The organism is Rheinheimera sp., assembly GCF_036782235.1.
Lineage (GTDB): Bacteria > Pseudomonadota > Gammaproteobacteria > Enterobacterales > Alteromonadaceae > Pararheinheimera.
On the sequence record NZ_DAIPZL010000003.1, the window covers coordinates 184896 to 198469 of the forward strand.

The 13574-nt window shown below is 46.9% G+C and carries 8 protein-coding genes; 3 read left to right on the plus strand and 5 right to left on the minus strand.

All coding sequences use genetic code 11. From position 1 onward, the window contains the following. Positions 1-90: 90 nt before the first annotated feature. The gene (locus V7P87_RS04920) at positions 91-1404 is read right to left on the minus strand and encodes a dicarboxylate/amino acid:cation symporter (RefSeq protein ID WP_333796431.1); all 1314 of its coding nucleotides are present in this window, start codon (positions 1402-1404) and stop codon (positions 91-93) included. A gap of 596 nt (positions 1405-2000) precedes the next feature. Between V7P87_RS04920 and V7P87_RS04925 the strand changes: the two genes are divergently transcribed. Further along, positions 2001-3854, plus strand: coding sequence for an Ig-like domain-containing protein (locus tag V7P87_RS04925; RefSeq protein ID WP_333796432.1), 1854 nt, complete (start codon positions 2001-2003; stop codon positions 3852-3854). Between the two features lie 180 nt (positions 3855-4034). On the opposite strand, the gene astB is transcribed toward V7P87_RS04925, so the two are convergent. After that, the gene (gene astB / locus V7P87_RS04930) at positions 4035-5375 is read right to left on the minus strand and encodes an N-succinylarginine dihydrolase (RefSeq protein WP_333796433.1); all 1341 of its coding nucleotides are present in this window, start codon (positions 5373-5375) and stop codon (positions 4035-4037) included. A gap of 229 nt (positions 5376-5604) precedes the next feature. Between astB and topA the strand changes: the two genes are divergently transcribed. Further along, complete coding sequence (topA, locus tag V7P87_RS04935; protein ID WP_296299425.1) at positions 5605-8202, plus strand: type I DNA topoisomerase; 2598 nt, start codon at positions 5605-5607, stop codon at positions 8200-8202. A gap of 291 nt (positions 8203-8493) precedes the next feature. Here topA and V7P87_RS04940 read toward each other — a convergent pair whose 3' ends face one another. Together V7P87_RS04940 and V7P87_RS04945 are read right to left on the minus strand one after the other, a co-directional pair. Next, positions 8494-9246, minus strand: coding sequence for a hypothetical protein (locus V7P87_RS04940; RefSeq protein ID WP_296299426.1), 753 nt, complete (start codon positions 9244-9246; stop codon positions 8494-8496). 85 nt (positions 9247-9331) lie between these two features. Beyond that, positions 9332-10018 carry a sensor histidine kinase gene (locus tag V7P87_RS04945; protein ID WP_333796434.1) on the minus strand — a complete coding sequence of 229 codons (687 nt, stop codon included), beginning with the start codon at positions 10016-10018 and terminating at the stop codon, positions 9332-9334. A 174-nt stretch (positions 10019-10192) separates the two neighbouring features. On the opposite strand from V7P87_RS04945, the gene cysB reads away from it, so the two are divergent. Beyond that, positions 10193-11170 (plus strand): HTH-type transcriptional regulator CysB, encoded by a 978-nt coding sequence (gene cysB / locus V7P87_RS04950; protein ID WP_260656698.1) that lies wholly within the window; start codon positions 10193-10195, stop codon positions 11168-11170. Positions 11171-11255: 85 nt separating this feature from the next. On the opposite strand, the gene metE is transcribed toward cysB, so the two are convergent. Beyond that, positions 11256-13526: a 5-methyltetrahydropteroyltriglutamate--homocysteine S-methyltransferase gene (gene metE / locus V7P87_RS04955; RefSeq protein ID WP_333796435.1), complete on the minus strand. Its 2271-nt coding sequence runs from the start codon at positions 13524-13526 to the stop codon at positions 11256-11258. Positions 13527-13574: the final 48 nt, after the last annotated feature.

Sequence of the window (13574 nt, forward strand, 5' to 3'; positions counted from 1 at the left end):
TGAAGTAACGGTGTTCAGCAACCCATCTGAGCATAAAAAAACCGGCAATGCCGGTTTTTTTATGCTGCACAAAGCTCAATTGCTGCTTTGTTATAACTTGTCGTTTTTACCTGCGTCCGGGTCGTTAAATACGGCCAGGTCCAGGCATTTTTCGCTTTTGCCTACCAGGCAAGACACCATGGCATCGCCGGTGATATTGACCGCAGTACGGGTCATGTCCAGCAGACGGTCTACACCAATAATCAGTGCAATACCTTCAACAGGTAAACCAACCTGTTGCAATACCATGGCCAGCATCACTAAACCAACGCCCGGAACACCAGCAGTGCCTATGGAAGCCAGAGTTGCGGTTAGTACCACCAATAAATAGTCGGCGGCAGTCAGATCAATATTGTAAACCTGGGCAATAAAGACTGTGGCAACACCCTGCATAATGGCGGTGCCATCCATATTAATAGTGGCGCCAAGCGGAATGGTAAAAGAAGCTACTTTATTATCTACACCAAGTTTGCCGGTGGTCGTTGCCATATTGCTGGCGATAGTGGCGTTACTGCTGGAGGTGCTAAAAGCAAATAAAGCTGTTTCTTTCATTTTGCGAAAGAACATCAAAGGATTTAAACCACCAACCAGTTTCACTAGAGTGCCGTAGACCAGTAAACCGTGGAAAAGCAATACAAAAAGTACAACAAGGAAGTAGATGCCAAGATTACCCATGTCATTTAGTTCAAGGGTAGTAAAGAGTTTTGCCATCAGGAAAAACACACCGTAAGGTGATAAATGCATCACAATATTAACCAGATGCATAACTACAGTGTTTAAGTCTTCAAATATTTGCCGCACGCGCTGGCCTGCTTCACCGCTTAATGCGATTGCAATACCAAATAACACTGCAAAAATAATAATTTGCAACATTTCACCTTTGGCCATGGCTTCAACCGGGTTACTCGGAAACATGTTAATAAATACCTGAGCGACTGAAGGCGTATCTGCCACCTGGTAACTTTGTGCCAATGGCATATTAACGCCAACACCAGGGCTAAAAAGCAATGCAAAAAAGATGGCGATGGTGATGGCGATGGCAGTTGTCAGAATATATAAGCCCATGGATTTTGAACCTATACGGCCAAGGGTGCTGATATCCTTTAACGAGCTGGTGCCGCAGACCAGAGAAACTAATACCAGTGGCACCACCAGCATTTTTAGGCTGGCAACAAATATTTGACCACCAACGTGAAAAATACCGTCAACAAACAAAGCTTTGATGCCAATACTAAATCCGGCTAACGAAACTTCTTTTTCTGCTGCGCCGCCGAGGATCCACTGGAAGAAAGAACCCACTAAAATACCCAGCGCCATTGCAATTAAAATCCGGCTGGTCAGATTAAATTTTGTATTTGTAGTCATCAGGGGAGTTGAGTTATAACTGTTGAAAATGGCGGTTAGCCTAACAGTTTCTGCCATAAAAGAAAAATTTACTGAAAATCCGAGAATTAGCGCTGCCGGTTTTTAAATTAATCGGCTAAGATGCAGAATTAACAAAATCTAAATATAAGAAACAGCTAGGGAGAGTTTTCATGCGAAACATCCGGCAACTTCTCGTTGCGTTTTTGATGAGTGCAGTAGTCGCTTGTGGTGGAGGCGGAACCATCGGTGGCGATGACACAACGACCGTAGTTCCAGCTTACAGTATGTCCGTTGTATTGTCTGGTGCTGAAGTGGCCAAAGGCGCCGATCTGGTGGTTACTGCTGAACTTAAATCAAGCAACAATGCCGTGGTATCAGGCAAGCTGATTCGCTTTTCACTTGATGACAGCGCTCTGGCAAGTTTTGACAATGGTGCTGCTACCTCAGTCACAGACGCAAACGGCAAAGCAACCATTGGTTTAAAAGTAGGCACCAAAAGCGGCGCCGGTATTATTACCGCAACTTTTGACAGCGGTTCAGCATCCAGCTCTGCCACTGTAGGTACAGTCAGCTTCAGGTCAAAAGGGGATGGTGGTGTGGTTGATACCACCCCGGTACGTTCCGTATTGTTATCTGCAGACAAACTTGAACTGGGCACAGGCGGTACTGACCGGGTTGAGCTTTTTGCCATTGTTAAAGATGATAACAATATTCTGATGAAAAATGTGCCGGTGCAATTTTCAGCAGACGGTAATGCAGATTTAGAAATTGTCTCCAGCGTTACTGGTGCTGATGGTATTGCCAAAGCTTATTTATCTTCAAAAACAGACTTTTCCAAACGTAGCATTAATGTAACTGCAACAGCAGGTGCTAACCAGGTATCGTCAAAAGCAACGATTAATGTGGTAGGTACTTCGATTGATGTGCTTGCCCCTGCCGCTGTGGTGTTAGGTGGCTCTACTAAACTGACCATCGCTTTATTAGATGCAACAGGAAAAGGCATTAAGAATACCCAGCTTGAAATCAGCTCTAGTCTGGGGAACAGTTTTAGCAACACCACACCAGTGACAGATGCAGCAACAGGCCGTGTTGTAGTTGACTATCAGGCAACCAACGGTGGTAGTGATATCATTACCGTAAGTGCTTTAGGTGTAACAAATACATCAAGCATTTTTATTGACCCGGATGCATTTGCGTTTGAACCCGCCAGCAATAATGTGGTGGAGATTCCGTTAAATACAGCCGCGTTACAAGGTATAAAATGGACGCGGAACAATTCACCTTTAGTGGGCAACGATGTTTCTTTTACGACAACTCGTGGTGAAATTGCGGCTGTGCCTGACGACGTCACTCCTGCAGTATTTGAAGGTAAGGTTGCTGTGGCCAATAAAACGGATGATGCAGGGAAGTCCCGGGTTGCTGTGCGCTCAGACTATGCGGGCCTGACGAATATCTCAGCGAGCTCAACAACTAATGGCAGCAAAATTTCTGCCAATAAACTGGTAGAGTTTGTTGCAACTGAATCCAATAAAATTGAAGTGCAGGCTTTCCCTGCGCAAATTGGTCCTGGTGAAAAAGCAACAGTACAAGCCATAGTACGGGATGCCAAAAATAACCCGGTGAAAAATCAGGTGATTGCGTTTTCACTGGCCCAGTCCGCCGGTGGTCAGTTAAGCCCGGCGACCAGCACTACTAACTCACAAGGTGTTGCGACAACCGAATTTACTGCAGACAGTAATACGGCTGGCTCTGGCACACCACAAGATCCTTCAGGTTTACGGATTAACGCTGTAGTGGTGTCAAATACGGCAGTAAAAGGGGATACCGGTATTTCCGTGGGCCGCAGAACCTTATTTTTCCGTTTTGGTACTGGTGGTCCGGTTCAGATTATAAACACCAATTTGCTGTCCGTACCTTATGCAATTGTTGTTACAGATGCATCAGGTAATCCGGTGCCGAATCAGGAATTAAATGTGGCTGTTACCTCATTTCGCTACCGCAAAGGTGCACCACAGCGCTTCCCGTTACAAGGTTCATTTATTCGTTGGGTTCCATTTGATACAGTAACTTGTGCCTCTGAAGATGCAAACCGAAATGGTATTTTAGATGATGGTGAAGACACCAACTTCGATAAGCTAATTACTCCGGGTAATATTGCCACAGTAGCCAGAACTGTAGTGGCCGATGTCAATGGTATTGCGCAGGTGAACCTGATTTATCCCCGTGAATATGGTTATTGGGTTGATGTGAATATGCAGGTGACGTCAACTGCACAGGGCACAGAAAACGTCACTAGTCGACCTATAACGCTGGGTATCCTGGCAGCCGACTATAGTAACGAAACCAATCCACCAATGGTGAGTCCATTTGGTACAGGCAGGCCTGTAATATCCGGATATCTCGGGTTTTATGGAAACCCAGAAGATGCTATTTGTTCAGACCTGAAATAAAGTTAAATATAAAAAGCCAGCTAAATAGCTGGCTTTTTTATTCCCTCTGGCCCTTAAATTTAGCTCACTGCACTATCGGACGTAAATGTTAGTGGCAACCGGGACACATATTCAGCAGTCATCAAATTAAAAAGGCTACCTAAGGTAGCCTTTGTCTTTTGCACTTATCACTAATTAAACTTAACGCTGGAACTGATATACCGACCCCAGTTGCAGAATTTGTGTTAGTTCATCCAAAGCAGTGCGTGACTCATTCAGCAGCAACGGATCTGCTAAATCAGCTTCAGAAATTTGATCGCGGTAATGGGTATTGACCCATAGATTCAGCCGGTTAAACAAAGCATCATTCAGCAGCACATTGGGGTTAACTGCTTGTTTTTCCGATTCGCTCATGGCGACACGTAAACGCAGGCAGGCAGGGCCACCGCCGTTTCTCATACTTTGTTTTACATCGTAATAATGTACCTGACGGATAGGGGTGCCGCGGCCTGTCAGTTGCTCGAGATAAGCCGATACCTGTGGATGGTCACGACATTCAGTAGGCGCAATAATAGCCATTTCACCTGAAGGCAGCGTAATCACCTGGGTGTTAAATAAATAGGTTTGGATGGCCTGTTGCACTGTCACTTCATGATCCATCACTTCAATCAGATAAAGTTCTGATTTGTCGCCAAATTTGCGTTTTACTTCATCTAGTTTCTGCGTGCTGTCGACAAAAGCCTGCTGATGATAAAACAGCACGTTTTGGTTACCAACGGCAATAACGTCATTATGAAAAACACCCTGGTCAATCACTTCCGGGCTTTGCTGGATATAGACCACTTTGTCATCGGACAAACCGTGCAAGCGGGCAACGGCTTCGCAGGCTTCAAAAGTATGACGGGCCGGGAAGTTACGCGGGGCAGGTTTGTTGTAATCAAAGGCATAACGGCCAAACACAAACAGCTCCACACCGCTTTCACCATATTCACTGCATAAGCGGGTATGGTTAGCCGCGCCTTCGTCACCGAAGTGGTCGTTATCCGGCAGGTGCTGATGGTGGTTAAAATGGCGTTCATCCGAGAACATTGCCTTTAGAATTCGACCCGTAGTTTCAGGTTCTAATGAACGGTGAAATTTGTTGGTCAGATTGGCAGGTGTAAAATGAATTTTGCCATCAGCGGTGTCTTTACTGGGCGAAATAGTGGCTGCATTGGCTGTCCACATGCTGGATGCTGAACAGACGGCACGAAACACTGCCGGTGCCTGTTTGGCGGCTTTAGCAATAACCTGTGCATCTGTACCGCTAAAACCAAGCCGGCGCAGCGTATAAACATCGGGCCGCTCTTGTGGCGCCAATACACCCTGCACCATACCTAAGTCGGCCAGCGCTTTCATTTTTTGCAGGCCCTGTAATGCGGCTTGTTTTGGGCTTGAGGTATTTTTTGCGTTGTTGAGTGACGCCACGTTGCCGACTGATAAACCGGCATAGTTATGCGTTGGCCCAACTAAGCCATCAAAGTTTGCTTCAAAGTACTTCATTTTTGCTTTATTCCTTCAGTTGGGAAGGGGCACTGTTTTTATTGTTTTTGCGGCCGTTATTGGATTGCTTCATTTTTTATTTTGCTGATTTAACCAGCAAAATGACCCTGTAAAGACAGAGTCAACCGAATAATAATGAGTTTATTCACTTGTCACAACTTGAGTTTGCGGATATACGTTAAAAAGACATGTAGAATGCCCACCAAAGTTTAGGGATCTCGGAACAACGATGGCGAAATCACTGGTAATAGTCGAATCACCGGCAAAAGCTAAAACAATTAATAAATATTTAGGTAATGATTTTATTGTAAAAAGTAGTGTGGGCCATATCCGCGATTTGCCTACCAGCAGCAATAAAGACAAAGAAAAAAGTAAAACCGACAAGAAGCTGGAAAAGGCGCAAAAAGAGTATTTAGCGCTGGTTGACCGTATGGGCATAGATCCGGAGAATGGCTGGAAAGCCCGTTATGAAATTCTGCCGGGTAAAGAAAAGGTTGTGAAAGAACTCAAAGCCTTAGCCGAAAAAGCCGACACTGTTTATCTGGCAACGGACTTGGACCGCGAAGGAGAAGCTATTGCATGGCATTTGCAACAGATCATCGGCGGTGAAGAGCAAAAATTTAAAAGGGTGGTCTTTAACGAGATCACGCAAAATGCCATTAAAAATGCTTTTGTTGAACCTGGTCAGGTGAATGTAGACCGGGTAAACGCCCAGCAAGCCCGCCGGTTTTTAGACCGGGTGGTGGGTTTTATGGTATCCCCGCTGCTGTGGAAAAAAGTTGCCCGCGGTTTATCAGCAGGCCGGGTGCAATCTGTTGCAGTACGGTTAGTGGTTGAGCGTGAACGTGAAATTAAAGCTTTTGTGCCTGAAGAATACTGGACAGTAGATGCACAAACGCTGTCGGCGGCCAAAGCTGCGTTAAACCTTGAAGTGGTGCGGCAAAACGGTAAAACCTTCCGACCGGAAAATAAAGCGCAAACTGATGCTGCGGTAGCGCTTCTGCAACGCGCCAGTTATCAGGTGACAGAGCGCGAAGACAAACCGTCCAGCAGTAAACCTCAGGCCCCTTTTATTACGTCCACCTTGCAGCAAGCCGCCAGTACCAGGCTGGGTTATGGTGTGAAAAAAACCATGATGCTGGCGCAGCGTTTGTACGAAGCCGGTTACATCACTTATATGCGTACCGACTCGACGAATCTGTCGACCGAAGCTGTTACTGCCGCGCGCGAATTTATTGAACAGCAATTTGGCAAAAAATATCTTCCTCCTGAGCCTTTAAGCTACGGCAGTAAAGCCAATGCCCAGGAAGCGCACGAAGCTATTCGTCCTTCAGATGTGAACATTCAGGCCAGCATGCTGGGGGATATGGAAGCTGACGCCAAAAAACTCTACGAGCTGATTTGGCGGCAATTTGTGGCTTGCCAGATGCCAAATGCGCTGTATGACGTGACCAATATTACAGTCCAGGCCGGCGACTTTGAGCTCAAAGCCAAAGGCCGTGTATTGCGTTTTGATGGTTGGACCCGGGTACAACCGGCGCAAAAACGCAAAGATGAAGAAGAAAGAGAATTACCTGATTTAACAGTGGGTGAAAAGCTGGTGCTGGAACAGCTGTTACCGGCGCAGCACTTTACCAAACCACCGGCTCGTTTTAGTGAGGCCAGTCTGGTCAAAGAGCTGGAAAAACGTGGTATTGGCCGTCCTTCTACTTATGCGGCCATTATCTCCACTATTCAGGAACGTGGTTATGTCAAGGTTGAGAACAAAAGGTTCTACGCCGAAAAAATGGGTGAAATAGTGACAGACCGGCTGGTGGAAAACTTCAGCGATTTGATGAACTATGACTTCACCGCCAATATGGAATTAAAATTGGATGATATTGCCCATGGCGAATTGTCCTGGCGCCAGGTGCTGGACCAGTTTTATGGCGACTTTTCCACCAAGTTAAAAACCGCCGAAGCCGATGTTGAACATGGCGGCATGCGTACCAATCAGTTTGTGTTAACGGACATTGACTGCCCGAGTTGTGGCCGGAAAATGGGGATCCGCACCGCCAGTACCGGCGTGTTTTTAGGCTGCTCCGGTTATAACCTGCCGCCCAAAGAACGTTGCACCACCACCATGAATTTAACCCCTGGTGATGAAGCAGTGTTAGTAGCGGACGAAGATGAGCTGGAAACTGAGGTACTGCGCCATAAAAAACGTTGTGCCAAATGTGGTACCGCTATGGATTCTTATCTGCTGGACGAGCATCGCAAGCTGTATGTGTGTGGTAATAACCCAGGCTGTGATGGTTATCTGGTGGAAAGTGGTGCCTTTAAAATTAAAGGGTACGATGGCCCGCTGATCGAATGTGAAAAATGCGGCTCAGACATGCAATTAAAGTCGGGGCGTTTTGGTAAATATTTTGGTTGTACCAACAGCGACTGTAAAAATACCCGCAAACTGCTGAAAAACGGGGAAGCAGCGCCGCCAAAAGAAGATCCGGTGCACTTACCTGAACTGCTTTGTGAAAAGTCAGACGCCTATTTTGTGCTGCGTGATGGTGCTGCCGGTCTGTTCCTGGCTGCCTCTACTTTCCCGCGCTCACGCGAGACCAGAGCGCCGTTAGTGGCTGAATTACAACGCTTTAAAGACAGATTAGTGCCGAAGTTTTTATATCTGACCCAGGCACCGGCCACAGATCCTGCCGGCAACCCAAGCATAGTGCGCTGGAGTCGCAAGACCAAACAGCAGTATGTGATGTCGGAAAAAGACGGCAAAGCAACAGGCTGGTCTTTATGGTTTAAAGACGGTAAATGGCAGGAAAGTAAAGCCGAAGCTTAAGCTGACAAAGCGCATAACTACGACATAGCAACAAAAAAACCACCTCCACAACAGGTGGTTTTTTTATTTGAGCAGCGTTTTATCCGTGTGTTTGTGAAGAACACCCATGGCGATTTTTTGCCCAAATTGCAGATTATTAAAAGTAGAAAGCTGCCTGCGGAAAATCAGGTTGCAATATTTGCGAAAGTGCTGGGTTAATATAAAAACGCCGTGCTAATTAAAATGAGCAGGGGGGAGCTGAGGGGACAGAGAATAATAGGGCAAGCTTTGATTAAAACTGCACTGTGCTTGTTACCATTTGCGTTTGGGCGCAAATAACACATCGAGGTCGTTATTTTCCGCTTCGGCACGTTTTTGCCGGTCACGCAAATTACCTTCTTTCAGCTCTTCGGCAATTTCTGCTAATAACGAGGTCATTTCATTACGCCTTGCTGTGACATATTCATCAACATGACTGGCGTTGGATAAAGTGATCAGTGCTTTTTCATAACATTGACGGGCAGAACCGAGCATTTCACTGGCGCGGGCCTGATTGCCTCTTTTGATCTGGCTTTCAACATTAATCCGCAGTTGCAGGTTTTCCAGTCGTCTGTCTTCCTGTACCACGACCTGAGTGTCAATATTGCCGCGGGCATGCTCAGCCCGCAAAATAGTTCTGAGCTTTTTAATGCCCTGGATCATGCCGATGATTTGTTTGTCGTTATCAGGCAGCGTGATATGTTCGCTCGGCGCTTGCATATTGCTACCCATATCCTCAAGCTTTTTTTCGGTGTCGGCCAGACGGCTTTTTAAATCGCGGGAACCAGGTTCCAGCTCCACCATGGCTTTGAGTGTGTAAGCAATACGTTTAAGCAGCATTTGTGAGGTGGCAGGGGTCAGAGGAACGTTTGCCGCGTTTAACAAAATTTCTTCGGTATCTTCCAGCATGCCACGCAACTTTGAGAACTCGGCCCGTTTTAACGTAGCCAACCGCTCTTTATGTTGTTGTATGGCGTTCGAGATAACAGCAAAAACCACCAATGCTATTACCAGAACAATGATCATGGTCAAAACCATCTGAACCTCTGACTTGGTTTATCATCCGCATCTTAAACAGAAATTGGCAAAATTACCAATGTTCCGCTGCCCGTCAGGGCAGATACAACCGGAAAACCCCACCACCAAACTGACCACCGTTGGCTAATTCAATCCGGCCAATCCGGCCCTGATTGCGGTGTGCTTTGGCGATTAGATGTGCAAAAAACAGGCCTAAACCTGTGCGCCCGGCCGATAAATTAAAATGCATCATACTATTGTCGCTATTTTCCAGCATATATTGTGGAAAACCTTCGCCATCATCATGTAATTCGATACACAGATAATCGTCGGTTATGCTGGCTTTTAGTAACAGCTGGGTCGTGCTGTAACGCAACGCATTGACAAACATATCATTAATCAGATTACCGACCAAATCGTTGTCAAAAAACCAACACAGATTGTGGCTGGATTCCAGCTGCACCGCGATTTGTTTTTGTTGGCTGTACATCTCATTTTTGATCAGTACTTCTTCCAGTAAATCTTCAACAAAATATTCGTCCAGATGCAGCGGAAGTTGTTCTTTTTCAATACGATATAACGACAATAACTGCATCAGGTTGCTGTTTAACCGCGAGGCTTCGTAGTGAATGCGTGCCAGTTCCTGACTGGCTGTTTCCGAATGAGGGGCGAGATCCTGCTGTAATAAATCCATCGACTGGATCAGCATACAGAGTGAGTTTTTCATGTCATGTACGGCTGAAGCCAGCACAGTGGCAAAATCAATGTCCGGTTGTTCCACGTTATTTAAAATCCTTCACCGCTGCTTTGTCACCATGGTCAGTAAAAAGAACTACTGCTTGGGCAGGTTTTTAGCTACTATTGGTTATACTAAACGCCAAAATATGAATTGGCTGGAATAATCACATCATCCGCGCATATGGCTAATCATATGTCAATAACGGAAGCCTGACACATGAAATTACAACAGTTACGTTATATTGTCGAAGTGTTAAATCACAATCTTAACGTATCCGCGACAGCGGAAAGTTTGTACACCTCACAACCTGGCATCAGTAAACAAGTGCGGATGCTGGAAGATGAACTGGGCATTCAGGTGTTTGGCCGCAGTGGCAAACATTTAACCCACGTGACGCCTGCCGGGCGCGATGTCATTGAAATAGCACAACAAATTCTGGCAAAAGTGGAAAGTATCAAAGCGGTTGCCAAAGAACACACCCTGCCGGATCAGGGCAAACTGAATATTGCCACCACTCATACCCAGGCCCGTTATGCGCTGCCGGACGTGATTGGTGGTTTTATCAAGAAGTTTCCGAAAGTGTCGTTGCATATGCATCAGGGTACACCGCAACAAATTTCAGAAGCAGCGTCCCGTGGCGATGCCGATTTTGCCATCGCCACTGAAGCCATGCATTTGTTTTCTGATTTAGTGATGTTGCCTTGTTATCACTGGAACCGCAGTGTGATAGTGCGCCATGATCATCCGCTGGCGCAGCTGGATCATCGCATTGAAATTGAAGATGTGGCCAAACATCCGATAGTGACTTATGTGTTTGGTTTTACCGGTCGTTCTGAGCTGGACCGAGCTTTTGGTGAAAAAGGCCTGGAGCCAAAAATTGTCTTTACCGCTACCGATGCCGACGTAATTAAAACTTATGTGCGTCTGGGGTTAGGTGTGGGTGTCATAGCCTCAATGGCCATGGATAAAGAGCTGGATAAAGATTTGGTGTCGATAGATGCCAGCCATTTATTTGCTGCGTCCACCACTAAAATCGGTTTTCGCAAAGGTTCGTTCCTGCGTACTTATATGTATGATTTTATTGAGCGTTTTGCACCTCATCTGACCAAGGAAGTGGTGGAAAAAGCTAATATGCTGCGAAATCAGGAAGAGATTGACCGGATGTTTGCCAAAATTGAATTGCCGGTTCGTTAAGCTGTTTTGCTGATAAAAAAAGACCGCTGTTGCGGTCTTTTTTTGGGCACATATAGCAACAGTCATAGCCCTTGCCAGCAACAGCTTAAGCCAGTTCCTGCCTTAACTCGCGGCAAGCCTGCACCATTTGGGCAAGAGCCGCTTCCGCTTCCGGCCAGCTGCGGGTTTTCAGGCCACAATCCGGATTCACCCACAGCTGTTGTAGTGGCAGTTTGCCGGCCGCTTTATTAATCAACTGTTTGATCCAATCAAGCTGCGGCACATTGGGTGAGTGAATATCATAAACACCGGGGCCTATCTGGTTTGGATAGGCAAAATCTTCAAAGGCCCCCAGTAGCTCCATGTTCGAGCGCGAAGTTTCAATGGTGATCACATCAGCATCCATAGCGGCAATAGCAGCAATAATGTCGTTAAACTCGGAATAACACATATGGGTGTGAATTTGTGTACTGTGCTGCACTTTGCTGCTGCATCTTTTAAAGGCATCCACTGCCCAGTCGAGATACTGCTGCCACTGGCTTTGTTTCAGTGGTAATCCTTCCCGAAAAGCCGGTTCGTCAATCTGAATGATCTGAATACCGGCCTGCTCCAGCGCTTTTACTTCATCCGCCAGTGCCAGACTAAGCTGTAGTGCAATATCAGCCCGGCTGAGATCTTCTCGTGGGAAAGACCAGGCCAGCATTGTGACAGGACCGGTCAGCATGCCTTTGACCGGCTTTTGGGTCAGCGACTGTGCGTAGCTTGTCCAGCTGACAGTCATATCCGCGCTGCGGCTGATATCCCCGATAATAATGGGCGGTTTGACACAGCGGCTGCCGTAGCTTTGCACCCAGCCAAACTGACTGAACACATAACCTTGCAGTTGCTCGCCAAAATATTCCACCATGTCGTTGCGCTCTGCTTCACCATGCACCAGCACATCCAGTCCTAATTGTTCCTGCAGTGTGATGGCTTTGGCAATTTGCTGCTCGATCTGCCGCTGATACTGCTGCTCGCTGATGCGGCCAGCTTTGAGGTCCAGCCGTAACTTGCGGATGTCGCTGCTTTGCGGGAATGAGCCAATAGTGGTGGTGGGCAACAGGGGGAGTTGCAGCTGTTGCTGTTGCAGTTTGATACGTGCGGCAAAAGGCAAAGCCCGGTCTGAACTTTCGGCCTTGGCGCGCTTGCAGGCTTGTTGCACTGCCGGGTTATGCACCAGCGACGAATTCTGGCGTGCTGTCAGCGGCAAGCTGTAACTGCGAATAACGCCGGTATCACCACTTTGTAGTGCTTGTTGTAATAACTTCAGCTCCTCACACTTTTGCCGGGCAAAAGCAAACCAGCTTTTTACTTCTGGTTGCAGCTGTTTTTCCAGCGTTAAATCTACCGGGCAATGTAATAAAGAGCAGGAGGTGCCAAGCCAGAGTTTATCGCCTCTGCGCTCAAATAAAGGTTTAAGTTGTTGATAGGCTTTGGTTAAATCGGCACGCCAGATATTACGGCCATTAATAATGCCGGCCGAGAACACCCAGTGGGTTGGGATCAACACATCTGCTTGTTGCAGATCGCAGCTTTGAGCAGATAAGTCCAGATGAATACCATCGAGGGGTAAATCCACCAGCTGCGGTAAATACGCGGAAATATCGCCAAAATAGCTGGCAAGCAGCAACTTCAGCTTGCCTTTTTGCAGGCTCTGGTAACTGGTTTGAATTGCATTGAGCCATGCTGCCGACAGTTCCAGCGCCAGCACGGGCTCGTCAAGTTGTAGCCACTCTACACCTGCAGCATTAAGCGCATCCAGTAGCTGCTGATAACCCTTTAATAATGCCGGCAGCAGGCTAAGTTTATCGATGCCATCAGCCACTTTGCCACAATAGAGGTAAGTGACAGGGCCTGGCAGCACCAGTTTAAAATGAAGTCCCAGCGCTTTGGCTTCCTCAATCTGCCGGAACAGGCTCAGATCCGACAGCTGAAATTGCTGCTTGGCGTCAAATTCCGGCACCAGATAGTGATAATTGGTGTTAAACCATTTGGTCATATCGCTGGCAGCAGCGGCAGGGCCAGTGGGAGCGCGGCCGCGGCCAATACGAAACTGACAGTCAAAATCAATCTGGCCATCAGCACTTTGATGCCGCTTAGGCACCACACCCAACAATAACGAGGTATTGAGGATGTGATCGTAAAAAGCAAAGTCACCCACAGGCACTAAATCAATACCGGCCTGCTGTTGCAACTGCCAGTGCTGCGCTCTGAGTTTTTTGCCGATCTGTTCCAGCTCTGCCTGGCTGATCTCTTGTTGCCAATATTGTTCTAAAGCACGTTTTAACTGGCGTTTAGTGCCAATACGCGGAAAACCAAGGCTGTGTGTTGTTGACATATCTTTTCCTTATTTAGACGTCTGGATGTTGATATGTCTATTCTTGCC

Coding starts and splice junctions, on each gene's coding strand:
- V7P87_RS04920 (WP_333796431.1), bottom strand. CDS start 1,404: ATGACTACAAATACAAAATTTAATCTGACCAGCCGGATTTTAATTGCA.
- astB (WP_333796433.1), bottom strand. CDS start 5,375: ATGAAGTACTTTGAAGCAAACTTTGATGGCTTAGTTGGGCCAACGCAT.
- topA (WP_296299425.1), top strand. CDS start 5,605: ATGGCGAAATCACTGGTAATAGTCGAATCACCGGCAAAAGCTAAAACA.
- V7P87_RS04940 (WP_296299426.1), bottom strand. CDS start 9,246: ATGATCATTGTTCTGGTAATAGCATTGGTGGTTTTTGCTGTTATCTCG.
- cysB (WP_260656698.1), top strand. CDS start 10,193: ATGAAATTACAACAGTTACGTTATATTGTCGAAGTGTTAAATCACAAT.
- metE (WP_333796435.1), bottom strand. CDS start 13,526: ATGTCAACAACACACAGCCTTGGTTTTCCGCGTATTGGCACTAAACGC.